Consider the following 16,611-nt stretch of genomic DNA (forward strand, 5'->3'; position numbering starts at 1 on the left):
CCTAAGGACGCTGGTCGCCCCGCGTGCTCGTCCGCTGATCCGTGCCCGTGAGCCATTCGGCGAAAGGAGCGGTGTTAGCTTCGCAGCCTTCATCGAGAATGAAGACGTCGTCGCAGAACGAGATCCTGCAATGGTGGTAGCTGATCACGATGGCCGTGCGGCAGGCTACCCTTGATCTCATCGTGTCGATGATGGCTTCTTCCGACGGACCATCCGTGGCGTTTGTCGCTTCGTCAATACGATCTCGGGATCCCGAACCAGGCTCTTGTAAACATTATCCGCTTGCGCTGACCGGCCGATAGAGCGGCCCCACGGTACCCGACAATCGTTTCGCTCTCTTGCGGCGGTTCTTTCGATAAATTCCTGCGCTCGCAAGGCCGGCAGCACGCTTTGCATCCCGAATCGAAGCGCTTTCACCATAGGTGATCTTTTCCAGAATGGTTCGATCCACCAGTTCAAGATCCTGTCTGGCAAGGGCAGTCTGGCGCCGCCACTCCTTGGGGTCGATTCTGTCCAGCGGTATCCGTCAACGAGAATATGTTCCTGATCGGGCTCAACAGCCGACACAGAAGTTTGACGATCATCGTTTTCCCCGTACCTGATCGACTGATGATCGCAGTCGATCAATCCGGACGGATGTCAAATGTGGCGGCGTGCAGCACCACCGGCTGTTCACTGAGCAGGGATATTTGAACGTCGCACCGTCAAATTTGATCTGCTGTGTAAGTCCCGGGCCGACTCTTGGCCTGCCGGCGGCGGCGGCTTGTCGGAGGGATCCAACAGCCATTGGACTCTTTTCCAAAGAGCCGCTCCAACCATGCATTTGGCTCCATGCCAGCTGCATGGCACGCACGTGCGGCTGCCACCGGTAGAGCAGGACGACGAAAGCGATGACCGAAAAGCTCACCTCCAACAACCATCACGACCGCGGCCAGAAGGAGAGCCGAGCGCAGCAGCGTAAAAATGTGCGTATAGCACTACCGTGACGGTAATGGTCCGAACCCCATCCAACTGCCGGTCCCGTGTATTCAGCATAGACACCCCTCGGCGATCAGCTTCTATCAGACGCTCTCCTCGACAGTGCCCACCCGCCAGTGCTGTTCTGGCCGCCCATTGCATTTTCCGTCTTCTGTGTCGTGGTGACATGTAGAGCGTTGAGGCGGGCCCTGAGACCGTCGGGCGAATTCGGCCGAACTTTGTCCTAAGCAGCTTGATCAGCGTCTGGTCACATTAGTTTTAGTTCCCAGTATTCGGTTCGGCATAGGGCGCCGGCTCCGGAAGTGTGTTGCGGATTTGATCGATCTTGCCAAACTCGGGTCCGACACCGAGGATATCCTTGGCCCTATACAGAGTGTAGTCGGTTACAACACCGTCTTTCGTGAAGGTGGCAAGCGCGTCGCGCAATGCCTCGTCGCTCAAGGCCGGATCAGTCGGAACAACGTCGGTGCCATTCTCGGCTTCAAACTCCGCATAGGCGATTGCATAGGCTGAAACGGCCGACATGCGAGGATCATTCGAATTCAGATATGCGTGATAGTTGCGGTTGAGCGAGTTTATTCCGGCAGTCTTGGAGTGGGCTGCATTCACGTTGACCGTATTCACCGATTTTTCCGCCTCGATTGCTTTGTCGGATTTCTTTCCGAATGTGAAAAACGACTTAAGCGTCGGAGTGCGGTCGGTGCGGTCGGCCTTTCCTTGTTTTTCTGAGCGGGTGTCACCCGATTTACCGTGGTCGGAGCTTGCGCTACTGCCGCGCCCTCCACCGTTGCCGTTGCCACGTCCGCCTCCGCCGCCGGTACCATCTTTTGCGTAGGCTACGCCTGTGCCGCCAAATGTAGCGACTGCGGCTGGGGCCAGCGCGATGGTCAAAGCGACGACGCTACGGCCGATTATTTTCGTGATAGACATAAGTCTCTCCATTCAGGTTTCGCGAACCATTCTGTAAGGACGGGACACCTTCACCGGGAGACTAGTTGGTGCGGGGGATTGCTTCTACCGGCCCCAGACCATTACTGTTGTGTCTAGGGCTTAGGTCTGGTCGATTTTCCGCGAAAGGTCCGACGCATTCAAAGGAAAATGCCGGCCGCTGATCATCCACCGGGCACCGGTGCTTTCGATGCGCACCCGGAAGAGATCGTCCCGTATATGTCCTCCTCGCATCGCCACGATGTTTCGGCTATGTCACCGGCGAATTGGTACGAGTCATCGACGGTTACTGAACGTCATCGCCTACCATTATCAAGATGGTCTGATACAGCTATTCCTTGGCATGGCGTGTCTGAGCATCATCGCACCCGGTCGCAACATCAATAGGAGAGGCCTCCCAGCAACCGGCAAAGGCGATGTTGCCGCGTCAGCAACCGGGCTAGGGCGGTTAGGGATTTCCCGCTGATGCTACCTCGTAACTACATGCTGAAGAATACTTCGCGATTAGCTTTGTTTACCCATCAGCGAAGCTGATGGCCAGTGGGGGTCGAGGGTGTCTCATCCTAGGCCATGGTGCGGACCAGCGGCGTCGGGCGACGGATGGTCTACCGACGGCTCTGGAGTTTGGCCTTCGTGTCCGGACCTTGAGGAAGCGCTGCTATAAACTTGGTTTTTCTCGCCGGGGTGAAGGCGGCGATCCCCGCTACATGCGTTGACGCTGTCAGCATCGATCGCGGAAATATCGTCGCAGACTTAAATTCACCGAAGTGTACCGACGGCTCCAGTCGAGTTCAGGCGGGCTCGATGTCTGCAGGACCGGCGCCAACAGGGGTTCTATTTTTCGGTGAACGGCGCCCGCCGTCTTCCGATCGAACGCCCCCCAATCGTTCGCTAGTTTAAGCGGCACTTTAGCCGAGAAATCGTAGTGAGCAGACACGGCCGTCACACACGCGGACAAGAGGCCCGCCTTCAGTTCCGCCGGAGAATGCCGGCTTCACGCGCAGCGAATTCAAATGCAGCTCGAGCTTCGGCGTTCGTGTTTGTTCCCGCCAGAGCACCCAAGCACGCCCGCTTGGCATTGGCATGGCTAGCTCCTTTGCCTTCTGGCCACTGCGACAACAAGTAGGCGAGTGCCTCGCGCGGATTCCGAATAACGTCAAAATGATCCACGCACTCCTTTTTTACCTCGACGTTTGCGTCCCAAATCGTTGTGTTCATAAAACACTCCTGTGGCGAGTTACTTCAAGCATGTTTGGCTCGGCGTCTCACGAGGCTCGTAAAGCGTGTTTCGTCGTCGCCTTGACGGCTAATTTCGGAATCTGCGGACAACATACATTTCATGGACAAAACTACTCGGTAGTCGCTTCGAGACTGCCAGCTTTCTGGATTGACTCTAGGTCTACGATGCGAACCTCGCTTTCAGGTTAGAGGGAGATCTTGCTGACGCCTCAAGGCAGGTTTGCGGAGATGGTAACCCGATAATTGACGACCCGGTGGAAGGGTCGAAGGTTCGATTTGGTCATCATAGTATGGCTGGGGCGCCAGGTTCAGTGGATCTTCCGGATCAAGACCTCCGGCAAAGCCGAGACGCAATCTCATAAGTACTTCTTGCATGGCCTGCACCGTCTCGACCGACTCCCACCCCTGTCTTGTCGCTTCGGCGATGATCTCCTGCACAATGCCTTCTATGCAGTCTTGACATTGCAGGTCACGATCAGGATGGTTTTCGCGTAGGTTCGGGGCTTCGATATGCATGTGTTCTTCCTTGAATTCTGAGGGGAATTACGGTTGCCTTGCCGACTGGTTAAAATACGTTTGGTGAACGGTGCCTGTCCCGCAGCGCAGGTATCGGACACCGCGCTGCCCATCCACCGCAGGGAATGTTTCGCGGGTGTGTCCGGTTGAAATGCCTTCCCTAATTCTGGGCTACGGGACGCACAAGCGGCGTGACGCGACGGACAGTCACCCGGCGGTTCTGTTGTTCGGCTTCCTCTGTGCGGACCTTGAGGAAGCGCTCGCCATAACCTTGCGTCACCAGGTTTTCAGCCGGGATGTCGTAGACTTCGGTCAGCAGAGAAGCGACCGATTCAGCACGTTCGTCCGAGAGTACGAGGTTCGGCTCGTTGCCACCGACCGCATCGGTATGACCTTCGATGAAAAAGGTTTCTCCGGGGTCTTTCTTGATCACCTGCAGCATCGCGTCTGCAACTTTCCGCAGGGTATTCGCCTGCGACATCGGCACTTCCGCGCTGCCCGTGGCAAAGGTGATTATATCGAGATCGATACGACGCACTTTATCACGGATACGAGCGGAGTTCCTCACCTCGTCGATTGAGTAAGTGCGCTCGACTTGTTCCACCGGCGGCTCCGCAAGGAAGTCATAGTAGTCACGATCTGGCTCGCTCGACGTGTCGATGATGTAGTCGCGAACCGGCACGCGCAGGCGCATCGGGGGCAGGTCCTGGCCGACATCGTAAAGTGGCGGACGTGGATCGTTGTCGGTCTCGGCCGCATAGATCATCAAATATTCGCGCCCGTCCTGGGCGATGCGCGTACGCTGAATGATATCGCCGTAGCGATTATAGATCGTCACGATGCGAATACCGTTCGGCCGTTGGATGACCTCGCGGGACCGCCCGCCTGAGAGTTCTTCATAATAGGTTTCGCGGGCGTTGAGGCGCAGGCGCGGACGGTCGTCGCCCCGCACGATGAGCTGGTTGTCAAAATCGAGAACCAACCTGTTGTCGCGGCTGTCGTCAATCCGCGGCCGACGGCCGTCGTTGCCGGTAAAAGCATCAATCAAGTCTTTGGCGTTGAATTCGGGAACGCCATCGACACGGCGACCTTGTTCCTTGATGTTTGCGTCCAATTTCTCGCGGCTTGGACTACGTTCGTTGAGGCTCGACTGAGCTTCCTCATCCGATTTCGGAACCTCCACATTCTCTTCTTTGGCGCGGGCACGCTCACGCTGCTTGCGGCGCGTTTCGCGGGCATCGCCGTCGGCGTTGTCGGCATCCTTGTCGCTGTCCAGAACGGCGGCACCGTTGTCGACGGGCAGCGCAATCGTATCGTTGGAAGCTGCGGGATCGCGGGCAACTTTCTGATTTTCTCCATTGCTGCGCGTATCTACGATGTCCGGGATAGCCTTGGGTCGAGTCTCACTCGCATCGGCGTCAATTGCCGGGCGCAGATCGCCTTCAGCCACCGGCTGCTGTCCGTCTTCTTGTTTGGCCGGGGCTTTCTGCTGGGCGCGAATACGTCGATTTTCTTGGGCAGTCTTCTGAGCAGCCTCATTCTCACTGGAAGGCTGAGCATCCTTCTGTTGCTGGCCTTCTGCATCCTGGCGCTTCTGGCGTTCGGGACGTGCCGTCGCCCGTTCCTTTGCAGTCTCGGCCGCCTCGTCATCGGGGGCGGGCCGGGGTTCCTCCTGCTGTTGCTGGTCGGCATTTTGAGACTTCTCGCGTTTAGCACGCGCCTTGGCCTTCTTATCAGCTGCCTTGCCTACGTCGTTCTCGCCGGAGGACTGGATTTCTTCCTGCTGTTGCTGTTCCGCCCGCTGGCGCTTGTTCCGCTCGGCACGACTCGGTTGTTCTTCTTTAGGCGGCTGTGCTTCCTGCTGCTGCTCGGGCCGCTGGCGCTTTTTGGGCTCAGCGCGGCTCGGCTCAACGTCCTCGGCAGCCGGCTCCTCTTGGGAATGTTCGGCACCTTGCTTGCGCTTCTTGCGCGATGGTTCCTCCGGTGCCTGTTGGCCGCCGTCCTTTGAGATGCCGCCTTCCTGCGCGACCTCAAACGGCTTCATCAGGCTGTCTGCTAGAGCAGGCTCGACCGCGACAACCATCGTCAGCAGCGGAAATGCGACGGTCGCAAAAAGTCTGGATCGAATGGTCATTATATTCCTTCTTCGGGGTTTGGGTAAACCGCAGGCCCTCAGCCCTCTTGGTTGGTGATGCTTGATAGAGTCTCCCCCCCCCCGCAACTGCGTTTCCAACGCTCGCGATTAGTCTCGTGGTGACGTGAAACACGCAGGTGTGTCGATAACCGCGCGCCGAGTTTGAGGCTAAATGTCGGAGAAGACGATGACCGAATAACGCGTCAGCAGCACGGGGTCCGGGATGTCTTTGTTACGCATTCCACGGCCGGAATCTATCCCCGGCCGTTCCTCATGTTTTGCGATTGATGCTGTTCAATATGGGGAATTACACAGGCGCCTCGGCCCGTTGTAGGGCTGATAAGTATTGTCATATGCCCGGTAGCTGCGGTAACGGTTGGCGCACCACTCCACATGGCTCCCTCCGTATCGAACCGGCCGATCTGCAACCGCGCCCCCAATAATCGCGCCGGCGGCAAACGCACCCAACGGAAACCATACGCCGTTATATCGACGATACCCGCGGCGACGCTCGTAATATCCACGGTGGCCATTATAGTAAGCCTCATTCCCACGACGGTAAAATCCGTCCCGTCGGCGCCAGTCACCATCGCGTCGGCGATATTGTACAACTTCAACATCTTGCCCGAGTTGAGCGATTTGAGTATGCCGAGGTCCCGTAAAAGCTCCTGCGGGCGAGAATGAGGTCGCGAACAATGCTACCGAAAGCGCGAGGGGTGCGATATTCAAACCTAATATTTGCATCGTATTAGCCTTTCTATATGCCGTTTGCTTCACCGCCACTTGAACGACCCACTTCCGCCTATGTTCCTTAATTCCAGCGTCCGGGACCTTTGCGCTTCCGGCACAAGACCTTAGTCCGGTGCAGCATCGACCGATGCCCGCGACCTGTTAGTCGCCGGGCTCGACCCGAGCCGAAACGGATCCCACGTTGGTTACGAAAAAAATCATTGCAGAACTGCATGCCTTCCCAGACGCGCATTAGGCACTAGATTGGATGTAGAGACATGAAAGCGATATGAATGCCCGGCACCGAGGACGATTCAAAGCCAAAATGTGGTCGCGGAGGGCCCGACTCCGGGAAGTCGGGTACACCGCAAACAGGTCCTGACGAAGCCGAAAAGTCGCAGCCCTCGAGCGTTGAGGTATCTGCGCAATCAACCGATACAGTCATCCTTTCCACCGCGAAAGAGGATCTGTGGCCACCCTTTGGACAAAGCCGGCCAGCAGTTCAGCAAAGCGCGCCCTCGATGAAGAGGGAGAGACACGCGGTGTATCGCAGGCCGCGTTGGTCGCAATGACGCCCGATGGTGCAGTTGTCGCGATGGTGGGCGGACGCGACTATAAAGCCAGCCAGTTTAACCGCGCTGTCGCCGCCATGCGGCAGCCAGGGTTTACGTTCAAGCTGTTCGTATTCTATGCAGCCTTGAAAAAGGGCTTCACTCTTGGTGACCGGATTGACGATCGCTCAATCGAGATCGATGGCTGGTCGCCGGAAAACTCGAGCGGTAGATACCGTGGCCGTGTAACCCTTGCGGAAGCCTTCGCCCATTCCCTCAACGCCGCCACCGTTGCCTTGGCACAAGAGGTCGGAATCGAAAACGTCGCTGCCGCAGCCAGGGAACTTGGAATTTGATGCAGTTCTGACCAAAGGTCCAGCACTCGCCCTGGGCGAGTCAGAGGTCAATCTACTTGATTTGACAGGAGCGTACGCATCGGTGCGCTCCGGACGTTCGCCGATTGAGCCTTGGGGTGTTATCGATTTTCAGGGAGAAGCGCAGCCGCGCGCTTTCCGTATTGGACCGCGGATTGAACCTTTGGTGGATATTTCCGAGTACCAGCAGGACCTGATGACTTTGCTCCAGTTGGTCGTAGAACAAGGCACGGGGCGTGCGACATCCCTCGGCTTCTTTGGAGCTGGCAAGACAGGCACCAGTCAGAACAACAGGGATGCGTGGTTCGTGGGTTTCACAGAGCCTTTGGTTGCAGGTGTTTGGGTGGGCAACGACGATGGTACGCCAATGAGGGGCGTCGAATTGGCGAAGACGTCAGCGAAAAGCTCGACATTGTCCCCGCCCGGTTCCGTGTGCTGGTCGTGCGCCGCCCGAAGTATGCCTGTCGGGCCTGCGAGGATGTCGTGGTTCAGGCTCCGGCTCCCTCCCGGCTGATCGAAGGCGGTATTCCGACCGAAGCAACCGTCGCCCAGGTTCTGGTCTCCAAGTATGCCGATCAGCTGCCATTGTACCGCCAAGCGCAAATCTGCAAGCGGCAAGGGGTCGATCTCGACCGCTCGACGCTTGCCGATTGGGGCGGCCGAGCCGCCTGGCACCTGCGGCCCGTTCATCAACGGCTGCTCGACCTTTTGAAGACATCATCCAAGCTCTTCGCCGACGAACGACGGCCCCGGTTCTTGATCCGGGACGGGGCAAAACCAAGACCGGCCAGCTCTGGGCGTATGCCCGCGATGACAGGCCTTAGCAGGGAACCGATCCGCCCGGCGTCGTCTATGTCTACGCGCCGGATCGCAAAGCCGAGCGTCCGATGGCCCATCTCGACGGCTTCGTCGGCATTCTTCAGGTAGACGGCTATAACGGCTATCGCCCGTTGGCTGCCAAGAACACCGTATCGCTGGCTTTCTGCTGGTTTCACGTTCGTCGGCGCTTTTACGAACTGGCGGCCGCCGGTCCCGCGCCTATTGCCACCGAGGTACTCAGACGCATTGCCGAATTCTACAAGATCGAAGACGAGATACGTGGCCGCACGCACACAGAGCGCAGCACCGCTCGGCAAGTAAAAAGCCGTCCGATCATGTCGAGCGATCCATCAGGGCGATTGCCCTCAATCGCAAGAACGCGCTGTTTGCAGGCTCCGATGCGGGGGCCGAGCACTGGGCGACCATCGCCTCGCTCGTCGAAACCGCAAAACTCAATGACGTTGTACCGCTTGGTTATCTCGCCGACGTGCTCACCAAAATAGTCAATGGCCATCCCAACAGCCAGCTCGAAGAGTTGTTGCCGTGGTCATATAGGACCGATAAAATGGTCCCAATAGAATAAGACGTGGAGTGCACCGTGACAGAGCAGAACATCTCATGGGAGCAGGACGGCATCGACACGGGCTGGTTCTTTGCGAAGAATATCGGATCAGTGAGAAGCAGCACCAGTTATCGATCTGGAGGCTGGTGGTTCCTTGCGAAGTGGCTGCCTGACACGGAAGAAAACGATATCGGTCCTTTTAAAAGCAAAACTGCCGCATTGGCAGAAGCGGAAAGGCTAGCTGCTCAGCAGCGCACAAAATAGCTGGACACGCTGACGTCAGCTCCCGTGGCCCCAGAACAGCGCTCTGATGTCCGTTGTCAATGCTTTGAGCGCGAGGAAACTACCGTTCCGGAGAAACGGCCGTTCATGTTGATGATCGCACATGGGTGGAGGCGGAACTCAAGGACGTCGGTGATCAAGCTCTGATGCGCGGGTTGGCTACCGCATTCCCGATTGTGCGTCCGGGGCTATTCCGATCTTACTGCGGGCGTCGGTCGAATGCCGGCCACAAAGCGTCTGACGGGTGTTCCCCTGCCGGTGTTCCGCCCCCGCCCATGCGCGAGGTGCAAGTTCAATGCTGCGATCTACGATCTGATCGACTGCGCCTCCCTTGCAACGGCCCACATGAAGCCACTGAGCTCGCGGGCAATGGCGGTACAAACCACCGTCGTTCGCTTTCCCCGTCCGGTCAACGTTCGGTAACGAGCCGTCAACCGGCTCTGAGCCTTCCATGCTATCTCCCGCACTTTCGGAGGCGCTTGCTCCAGATGGTACAGCTTCCTCGCGCCAACCTTCGGCGGATGGCGATATGTCCAAGCGCTTTCGACCAGCATGTGCCGAACCCGACCGTTGCCTGCCTTGGTGATTGAGCCCCGCCTGACCGTCTCACCCGTTGATCGCTCACCAGGAACCAAGCCGAGATAGCCCATCAATTGGCGCGGACTTTCAAATCGGGTCACGTCGCCAACCTCCGTGGCGAAGGTGACCGCGACGATCAAATCGACCCCTCGCAACGTCTGCAGAGCTCGAACGACTGGGGCCAGCGACCAGGTCGGAATGAATTCCTCGATCACCTTTTCCATCCGTTCGACGCGCTCTTTCGAGACGCGCACGGCCTCGACCATTTCCTGAAGTGCTATTTGATGCGCCGGATGGTCGAACTGCTGCTCCTGCAGCCAACGCAGGTAGCGCATCGTCCAGCCCTTCTTGCGTGGATAGATGCGACTATGCTTGAGCATGAAGGCACTTATCTGTTGCCGGTGAACCCGTAATGTCTCGACAGCAGCAGCCCGAGCACGAACAAGATCACGCATAGCTTCATGGCCCTCGTCGGGAACCCACACCGCTGTGAGCTCGCCGGCCCTCAATAGCCGGGCGAGCGCGAGTGCATCTCGACGGTTCGTCTTCACCCTGTCGCCAGGTTTCCTCGGAATCAATGACGGGGCGACAACCACGCATTCATGGCCAAGGGATTGGATCAGCCGATGGAGGCCATAACCCGTCGGGCCCGCTTCATAGCAGAAATGCACGTAATCAAACTTCGCGGCTATTCGCTGAATTATGCGGCGCATGCTGACATCAGATGCATCAACCTCGCCGAAATAGCGAACCTCTCCGTCCCGTCCAGATTCGGCAACAGCAATCGCATTCTTCAATTTGGCAACATCGATTCCGACAAAAGCTTCTCTATACTCTGCCACGGCTCGTCCTCCTGTGATGAGGATCGGCTCGGCCCGTCCGAGCAACCCTCGGAAGACCAGTGTAGGACGAGCCACCCCAGGCGCGAAGACGGACATACGGTCTTACCCCAGTTCACCTGGATGCTCGCGCTATCGTGGCCCTCAATGGATGTCTCTGACGATGTATGCTGGAGCATGATGGAAGCACCGGAAGTCAGGAGTTCGTGAGCTCATCTTTATCTATCGGGGAGATTCCGACGCCATAGTCGAGATTGGCACAAATCGTCTGCTGCCTCGAATGTCGGTGACCTGCCACTGAACTTTAACTAGCCGCGGTTAGAGCCTTGGCGGCTTTGAATACGCCAAATGGCGCGGTGAGAACAACCGGTGGAAATGCGAATCTTTCATTTTGCATAGCGTTGGAGCCGGTTGCGGCGATGGTCACGGCATAGTCTGCTGGGTCTGATAGCCGTGCTGCACGGAAAGGCAGCGAGCTTAAGGGCATCACCTTTCCTCAATGGCTTGTGTGATCCGCGCGATTTCAGGCAACAGGTCATTAGTCGACGATGGCGGTTCCTTCACCGAGGGGGAAACCGCGCTTGCACTGTCCGCACCACCCCACTTTCGTCGACGCCGTTCATCCCGAACACCCTGATACAGCCTACGCATTTCCTTCATGTCGATTTCGCGGTGGATCCAACGTTCCGCCAGCGATAAGAAGTCCGCATCATCCTCGATCGGGCGTCCAGCGATGCCCTCGCTGATGATCAGCTTTCGGATCGTTGATCGTCGGCTCTCTAAGCTCATGGATACCTCATAGACAAAAAAGCCCGCCGGGGCGGGCCCGCGCTTCCCTTGTCCGAGAAAGTATCAGACGAACCTCCGTTTTGCACCTTTTAGGATCGCAGAGTCTTTGCCCAGCGGGGTGAAGGTTGCATTTGCAGTAACTTAGGCGTGCCTAGTGTCGTGCAGCGCAACGGTTTCTGTGTACCCAAACTGTTCAGCCTAAGACTTGGAGGGCAACTTAATGGACGATCTCGTCGCGCTCAACAGGCTATGCCGAGGAAGTCAGGTCAGCATCGAGCGCGACGGTGCTTCCCTGACCTCATCACCCTCGGCGATGATGCCTGGATCGCGTCGCTGGTTTTAACGCGTATTGCCCGATTGTCCGCGCAGCTTGGATAATCATGTCGGCCCTGCAATTGATTGCCCTAATCAATGCTCCAGGCGAAGTTCTAATGCGATGCTCTGTCGCTCACGCCGCCGCCGTAACATATTAAGAAAGGCATCATCATATCGAGGCGAAAGACGCCGCCATCCCCATAGTCACTCCCTCCAATGTTGAAGCGACACCGACCTCCTCAGATATTGGCCCTATGCATAACCTTTATGGCGACGGGTTTGTTGCCGACCCATTCAGCTTACGCGCTCGGTCTGTTCAGTTCCAAGGACTTCTTGTCAGATCTTTGGAACGATCCGACTCTAATGTAGGACTTTGGTCTACGACACGTAAGGCATAGGTCTCGGTGGCGGTTCGACGGCCTGTTGTACTGGAACTATATAATATCAGGCGTGTTGTGATCGCCAGGATCAACCAACGATCCCAACAGGAGAACCTCATGAAAAAACTTCTCATCGCAACAGCGGCCATCGCCTTTTCCGCGACCTCGCTATTTGCACAGGAAACCAAGCCGGACGGCGATAACCCGGTCGTCGCCACACCTTCCGAGCAGAACGCAAGCGCACCCGTCGAAGGGGCGAACAGCTTCACGGAAGATCAGGCAAAAGAGCGCATTACCGAAGCCGGTTATGCCGGCGTCACCGAGCTGAAGCTCGACGACAAGGGAGTTTGGCAGGGCAAGGCGACCAAGGACGGCAAGGCCATAGTGGTGTCATTGGACTACCAGGGCAACGTCGTCGCCAAGTAAGCGCGATCAAGAACAATAACGAGGAGAAACACCATGACGAAAACAGTGACAGGTCTTTTCGACAACTACTCTGATGCGACCTCAGCAGTGGATCAGCTCAAGGCGGCAGGTATTTCCGACAGTGACATCAGCATCGTCTCTAACAATTCGGACGGACGCTACAACGACGACGACAATGACAATGATGTCGCCGAGGATGCAGGAACAGGGGCAGGGATCGGCGCTGCCGTTGGCGGCGTAGGCGGTCTTCTGACTGGTCTTGGCATTATGGCCATCCCAGGCGTCGGCCCGGTCGTTGCCGCAGGTTGGCTTGCCGCCACGGCTGCCGGCGCTGTTGCCGGCGCGGTCGTCGGTGGTGCGGCGGGCGGCATCGTAGGAGCTCTGACGGAGTCCGGCGTCGACGAACGAGACGCCCATGTTTACGCTGAAGGTGTGCGTCGTGGCGGTACCCTCGTCACGGCTAAGGTCAATGATGCCCGTGCCACCGAGGCAGAAGCCATTCTCAAGCGTTCGAACTGGGTCGATCTTTCGGCGCGGCGTACTGCTTATGAAGGTCAGGGTTGGACAGCCTTCGACGACAGCGCCAATCCTTACTCAAAGGCGGAAATCGATGAGGAGCGCGCGCGTTATGCGGGCCGCGCATCATCTGTTTAATCCAGATTGTTTGAAGTTTAAGCGAATGGGGCCTGATCGGCCCCGTTCGTGCGCACGGAGGTTTTCCTCCCATAAAGAACGCCACCAATGTAGCGCCTTTCAGCATTGTTCAAAGCACGCGGCTGGCACAATGAGGCCTGTTTAGGTGGCTGGCGAAGCTTCCTGCAATATTCGCTGATCTTTGATTGCAAACAATATTCACCTCGTCATATGGCCAGTTTCGCCTATCTCCCGTCTTGGAGAATCGGTGACGGCGCTTGATCCGAAATGCATACTTTCTGCCGCGTTGGTTCGACGGCGGCAAGACTTCTAAGCAGGCTTGCGTGAAATTCGGGACAATGTGGGGGTTGACGAGCTGGAAACTGGCGCCGGCAGAGGCGAAAAAAATAAGAATTTTTCTGGCGGCGCTCTTGGATATGAAATTGTCGAAAACCAAATCGATTGACGCCAGCCGCTGAAGACGCTTAGTCACCGCACTCGGCGCTAGGGGTAGATCTTTGGCTTCTTGCTCGAAGCACCCAGAAGCGGGCAGTCTGCCACCAGCCCCAAACTAGACATTCTAGAGAGGCATGTTTTCGGCTTGTCATGAATTTAGTTGCGAGGGATTACTTGGACATCGGTGAGCATGGCATTTGATTGAGGTGTGCAAATGCCATAACCATGGACGTGGGCACACCCACCACGGCTGCGATCCAGATCGCGGCAGCCGTAATTTTGCGGGACCGCGCTCGTCTTGCGCGTTTGTCATTCCACTCATAACCCATCGGTATCTCCGCCACCTGCGGGAAATCACACTGTCACTTGAGAGAGTCGAGTTTGCCATAGTTCCCAAAGGGATCTCGAACAGGCCACGTCGCAAATTTCGAAGCTGTCTGCTTCGGGTGAAAAACGATCGGTACGGCATGATGTGTGCGTGAATGCTAATATAATTTAATGTGTAAGTATCTTTCTCACAGGTGATGTTATAAGGGGAATGCCGGCGGCTTCGAAGCGCTCGATCACACTGGCTTCCACGCCCCAGGTCATCGGACTGACGAAGCCTTCCGGTGGCGGCGGTGAGTAGGCAGAGCTGATCCTGAGTATCTGCGCCACGAGGGTGGGATCGCCGGGGCTACATCGCCTGGCCTGGTTGCGGACATGGCGCCGAAGATCGAGACGACGACGTCAAATTCCCCATCTTCGAGGTTGACCAGATCGCTCGCGTCGCCCTCTTCGAAGCGAATGCTGGAATGCTGTAGGACCTTGGCACGGTCATTGCCGGCGGCGACAAGCTTGACCATGTTCTGGACATACGCTGGTCGAAGGCCTTGTCTCGGCGAGCAATGAGGGTCCATCATGCGCAACGGCGTGAGCGTACCGCGCCGGTGCGGACGACGAAGCAAGGGTCACCTTCGTCCTGGATTGCAGCACCGGGCAACTATTGTTCCTCGTTGAGGAGCGCGCCGTGCGGCTAGCGAGGCGGAGGGCAAGCTACTGTCGCCAGCGCTGCCTTTGCCGATGTGCTTGTGGCGACCATAATCACACGACGCTGCCGGAGCTTTGGACGCTGACCGACGCACTTCCCGTTGGCTCTATACCCCGCCGTCTGTTCAAGGTAGGTTCCTGTGGTGCGCGACCGCAGAGGCAAACAATTGGGGCGGTGCGGCAGTCGATCCGTGCACCGACATGTTGTAGTAGTCTGGGGGCGTTGGAGGTAAATTCGATCCTAAAGCCGCAGGTAGACGATGAGATGGCTGCCGACAGCCTTCCGCACAGGAGTAAAGAAATGAGTGTCGCAACACCCGCTTTTCCGGCTTCGACGTGAGCAATTGGCAGGGCAGCTATTGTGGCCCTGCGCCGATACCGGCGGATCTCTTATCACGCTGGAATATCGAGCCTTGGGCACTTGCAATCTTGGTCACGTTGTCACTTTGGGCGGGGCGGAACCGCCCCGGTGCTGCGGCCATAATCGTGTTAGCATTTGCGTTCCTATCGCCGCTTTGCGCTCTGTCCTCGGCGCTGTTTTCAGCGCGGGTTGTGCATCATGTTCTTCTGGTGGCGGTTGCAGCCCCGCTTTTTGCACTCTCGCGCCCCGCCCGGCGGACAACGGGGGTGGGTCTGCCATTTCTTCAGGCCACGGTCGCGCTGTGGCTGTGGCATGCGCCTGTGGCTTATGACGCGGCTCTGGGGCATATGGCGGTTTTCTGGGCCATGCAGGCGACCCTGTTTGGGTCTGCATATCTCTTCTGGCGTGCAGTGTTTTCGCAACCCGGAGGGTCGGGCGTGGGGTGGGTATTTCTGGCCTATCTTGCGATGGGACTGTTGGGCGCGATCCTGACCCTTGCGCCGAATGCGGTCTATGCAACCCACGCAACGGCACCGCTGCTTTGGGGGCTGTCGCCGCTGTCTGACCAGCAGCTTGGCGGGCTCGTGATGTGGATGCCAGCGGGCCTGCCCTTTGCTGTGTGGGGGTGGATGCTGGCACGACGGGCGTGGCGCGAGATGGGAGAACTCCAGTGATCTGCATTGAAGGACTGGTTCCACATCTCAAGGCGCTGCACCTGAGTTTCGTCGCGGTCTGGGTTGCCGGGCTGATCGCCTTGCCCCGCATGTTAGCCCGCCACGACCGCGCGATCGTGCAGGCCGAATTCGCGCAAATCCGCCGCGCCACGCATTTCGGATATGTCTGGATCATCACGCCAGTGGCGGTTTTGGCAATTGTCACAGGATCAACCCTGATCTTCATTCGTGAGGTTTTCACCGTGTGGATTTTTGGAAAACTCATCCTTGTCACAGGGCTTGTTGGAATGCACGCATGGGTGGGGCATACGATCGTTGCCGTGGCCGAAACGGAAGGCGAGCACGAACCTCCCGAGCCTCTGGTTCCAACCATTTTTATTTTCGGTCTGGTGGTCGGCGTTCTGTTTCTTGTTCTGGCCAAGCCCGAACTGGGCGAAATGCCGATGCCGTCGTGGCTTTTGCAACCTTTGGGTCGTCAGTTGCCCTTTGATACCCCCAAACCATAGTCGAAAACGAGCTTACCGCCATGCCACCCCGTTGCCGCCACGACAATGACCGCAAAGCTGGACATGAGGATACCCCAAGGCAGAATGGCGGACTCGTATCCGTTCAGCCGCCACCCCCAGTTCAGCCCCAGCAGGGACAGCAGCATGACGGCGATGACGAAATGCGTCCAGGCTGCAGCGCGAATTCGGATGCCGGGGACCATCAGCAATTCCATCGTGCCGCTGGCCCCTGCCAGCAGGCCGAAAAGAAAGGCGGTGCCTGTAGCCCAAAGCGCCGCCCAAGCCCAACGTTCCTGCCCCGACCACCAGTAAAGCACGTCGGCCCCAAAGGCACAAAACGTCAGCGCCACCGGGAAGGCCACGGTCATGGCATGCAACGGATGACCCCAGATCGCGACGCGGCTTTCGGTTTGCTGAAATGCGGGATCGCTGGTGATCGGGTCTTCCAACGGGGCAATATCCTCTGCCACTTGCTTCATCTTTTGTGTCACC

16 protein-coding genes and 4 pseudogenes are annotated in these 16,611 nt (G+C 57.6%); 10 read left to right on the forward strand and 10 right to left on the reverse strand.

Annotated features, from left to right (window positions below; genetic code table 11):
* Position 1: 1 nt before the first annotated feature.
* From PYR65_RS30655 to PYR65_RS27830, 6 genes and pseudogenes are all read right to left on the reverse strand, one after another.
* Positions 2-919: pseudogene (locus tag PYR65_RS30655) on the reverse strand (ATP-binding cassette domain-containing protein); the annotation flags it as partial.
* 317 nt (positions 920-1,236) lie between these two features.
* Positions 1,237-1,908, reverse strand: a complete 672-nt coding sequence (locus PYR65_RS27810) for a hypothetical protein (protein ID WP_276121991.1) — start codon at positions 1,906-1,908, stop codon at positions 1,237-1,239.
* A 987-nt stretch (positions 1,909-2,895) separates the two neighbouring features.
* Positions 2,896-3,144 carry a DUF982 domain-containing protein gene (locus tag PYR65_RS27815; RefSeq protein WP_060640604.1) on the reverse strand — a complete coding sequence of 83 codons (249 nt, stop codon included), beginning with the start codon at positions 3,142-3,144 and terminating at the stop codon, positions 2,896-2,898.
* 201 nt (positions 3,145-3,345) lie between these two features.
* On the reverse strand, positions 3,346-3,681 hold the full coding sequence (locus PYR65_RS27820; RefSeq protein ID WP_276121992.1) for a hypothetical protein: 336 nt from the start codon (positions 3,679-3,681) through the stop codon (positions 3,346-3,348).
* A 160-nt stretch (positions 3,682-3,841) separates the two neighbouring features.
* Positions 3,842-5,815, reverse strand: a complete 1,974-nt coding sequence (locus PYR65_RS27825) for an OmpA family protein (RefSeq protein ID WP_276121993.1) — start codon at positions 5,813-5,815, stop codon at positions 3,842-3,844.
* Between the two features lie 294 nt (positions 5,816-6,109).
* Positions 6,110-6,559 (reverse strand): BA14K family protein, encoded by a 450-nt coding sequence (locus tag PYR65_RS27830; protein ID WP_276122346.1) that lies wholly within the window; start codon positions 6,557-6,559, stop codon positions 6,110-6,112.
* Between the two features lie 493 nt (positions 6,560-7,052).
* Here PYR65_RS27830 and PYR65_RS27835 point away from each other — a divergent pair.
* From PYR65_RS27835 to PYR65_RS27845, 5 genes and pseudogenes are all read left to right on the forward strand, one after another.
* Positions 7,053-7,848: pseudogene (locus tag PYR65_RS27835) on the forward strand (transglycosylase domain-containing protein); the annotation flags it as partial.
* On the forward strand, positions 7,770-8,396 hold the full coding sequence (locus tag PYR65_RS30530) for an IS66 family transposase (RefSeq protein WP_328518521.1): 627 nt from the start codon (positions 7,770-7,772) through the stop codon (positions 8,394-8,396). The pseudogene PYR65_RS27835 and the gene PYR65_RS30530, both read left to right, overlap by 79 nt.
* A pseudogene (locus PYR65_RS30535) lies at positions 8,357-8,640 on the forward strand (IS66 family transposase); the annotation flags it as partial. The gene PYR65_RS30530 and the pseudogene PYR65_RS30535, both read left to right, overlap by 40 nt.
* 72 nt (positions 8,641-8,712) lie before the next feature.
* Positions 8,713-8,871: a transposase domain-containing protein gene (locus PYR65_RS30540; RefSeq protein ID WP_328518528.1), complete on the forward strand. Its 159-nt coding sequence runs from the start codon at positions 8,713-8,715 to the stop codon at positions 8,869-8,871.
* 15 nt (positions 8,872-8,886) lie between these two features.
* Positions 8,887-9,114: a hypothetical protein gene (locus PYR65_RS27845; RefSeq protein WP_037103395.1), complete on the forward strand. Its 228-nt coding sequence runs from the start codon at positions 8,887-8,889 to the stop codon at positions 9,112-9,114.
* Between the two features lie 323 nt (positions 9,115-9,437).
* Here the strand turns inward: PYR65_RS27845 and PYR65_RS27850 are convergent, their stop codons facing one another.
* Entirely contained in the window at positions 9,438-10,553 is a 1,116-nt protein-coding gene (locus PYR65_RS27850) for an IS110 family RNA-guided transposase (protein WP_276121994.1), read from the reverse strand.
* Positions 10,554-11,036: 483 nt separating this feature from the next.
* Positions 11,037-11,339, reverse strand: a complete 303-nt coding sequence (locus PYR65_RS27860; RefSeq protein WP_276121995.1) for a hypothetical protein — start codon at positions 11,337-11,339, stop codon at positions 11,037-11,039.
* 812 nt (positions 11,340-12,151) lie between these two features.
* Between PYR65_RS27860 and PYR65_RS27865 the strand changes: the two genes are divergently transcribed.
* The 3 genes from PYR65_RS27865 to PYR65_RS27875 all read left to right on the forward strand — a co-directional run bounded on the left by PYR65_RS27865 (position 12,152) and on the right by PYR65_RS27875 (position 13,572).
* Complete coding sequence (locus PYR65_RS27865; RefSeq protein ID WP_276121996.1) at positions 12,152-12,460, forward strand: PepSY domain-containing protein; 309 nt, start codon at positions 12,152-12,154, stop codon at positions 12,458-12,460.
* Between the two features lie 33 nt (positions 12,461-12,493).
* The gene (locus PYR65_RS27870) at positions 12,494-13,114 is read left to right on the forward strand and encodes a general stress protein (RefSeq protein ID WP_276121997.1); all 621 of its coding nucleotides are present in this window, start codon (positions 12,494-12,496) and stop codon (positions 13,112-13,114) included.
* A 257-nt stretch (positions 13,115-13,371) separates the two neighbouring features.
* On the forward strand, positions 13,372-13,572 hold the full coding sequence (locus PYR65_RS27875) for a hypothetical protein (RefSeq protein WP_276121998.1): 201 nt from the start codon (positions 13,372-13,374) through the stop codon (positions 13,570-13,572).
* Positions 13,573-14,042: 470 nt separating this feature from the next.
* On the opposite strand, the pseudogene PYR65_RS27880 reads toward PYR65_RS27875, so the two are convergent.
* Positions 14,043-14,385: pseudogene (locus PYR65_RS27880) on the reverse strand (class I SAM-dependent methyltransferase); the annotation flags it as partial.
* Between the two features lie 679 nt (positions 14,386-15,064).
* On the opposite strand from PYR65_RS27880, the gene PYR65_RS27885 reads away from it, so the two are divergent.
* Both PYR65_RS27885 and PYR65_RS27890 read left to right on the forward strand, forming a co-directional pair.
* Positions 15,065-15,613: a cytochrome c oxidase assembly protein gene (locus tag PYR65_RS27885; protein WP_328518522.1), complete on the forward strand. Its 549-nt coding sequence runs from the start codon at positions 15,065-15,067 to the stop codon at positions 15,611-15,613.
* Positions 15,610-16,119 carry a CopD family protein gene (locus PYR65_RS27890; protein WP_276122000.1) on the forward strand — a complete coding sequence of 170 codons (510 nt, stop codon included), beginning with the start codon at positions 15,610-15,612 and terminating at the stop codon, positions 16,117-16,119. The genes PYR65_RS27885 and PYR65_RS27890 overlap by 4 nt, the downstream gene beginning before the upstream one ends.
* Here the strand turns inward: PYR65_RS27890 and PYR65_RS27895 are convergent.
* Positions 16,089-16,598: a DUF2231 domain-containing protein gene (locus tag PYR65_RS27895; protein ID WP_276122347.1), complete on the reverse strand. Its 510-nt coding sequence runs from the start codon at positions 16,596-16,598 to the stop codon at positions 16,089-16,091. The genes PYR65_RS27890 and PYR65_RS27895 overlap by 31 nt on opposite strands.
* Positions 16,599-16,611 lie beyond the last annotated feature (13 nt).

The sequence above is a fragment of the Pararhizobium qamdonense genome, assembly GCF_029277445.1.
Lineage (GTDB): Bacteria > Pseudomonadota > Alphaproteobacteria > Rhizobiales > Rhizobiaceae > Pararhizobium > Pararhizobium qamdonense.

Excerpts from the sequence above, each read along its gene's own strand:
- PYR65_RS27810 (WP_276121991.1), bottom strand. The coding sequence starts at position 1,908 with ATGTCTATCACGAAAATAATCGGCCGTAGCGTCGTCGCTTTGACCATC.
- PYR65_RS27815 (WP_060640604.1), bottom strand. The coding sequence starts at position 3,144 with ATGAACACAACGATTTGGGACGCAAACGTCGAGGTAAAAAAGGAGTGC.
- PYR65_RS27820 (WP_276121992.1), bottom strand. The coding sequence starts at position 3,681 with ATGCATATCGAAGCCCCGAACCTACGCGAAAACCATCCTGATCGTGAC.
- PYR65_RS27825 (WP_276121993.1), bottom strand. The coding sequence starts at position 5,815 with ATGACCATTCGATCCAGACTTTTTGCGACCGTCGCATTTCCGCTGCTG.
- PYR65_RS27830 (WP_276122346.1), bottom strand. The coding sequence starts at position 6,559 with ATGCAAATATTAGGTTTGAATATCGCACCCCTCGCGCTTTCGGTAGCA.
- PYR65_RS27860 (WP_276121995.1), bottom strand. The coding sequence starts at position 11,339 with ATGAGCTTAGAGAGCCGACGATCAACGATCCGAAAGCTGATCATCAGC.
- PYR65_RS27865 (WP_276121996.1), top strand. The coding sequence starts at position 12,152 with ATGAAAAAACTTCTCATCGCAACAGCGGCCATCGCCTTTTCCGCGACC.
- PYR65_RS27870 (WP_276121997.1), top strand. The coding sequence starts at position 12,494 with ATGACGAAAACAGTGACAGGTCTTTTCGACAACTACTCTGATGCGACC.
- PYR65_RS27895 (WP_276122347.1), bottom strand. The coding sequence starts at position 16,598 with ATGAAGCAAGTGGCAGAGGATATTGCCCCGTTGGAAGACCCGATCACC.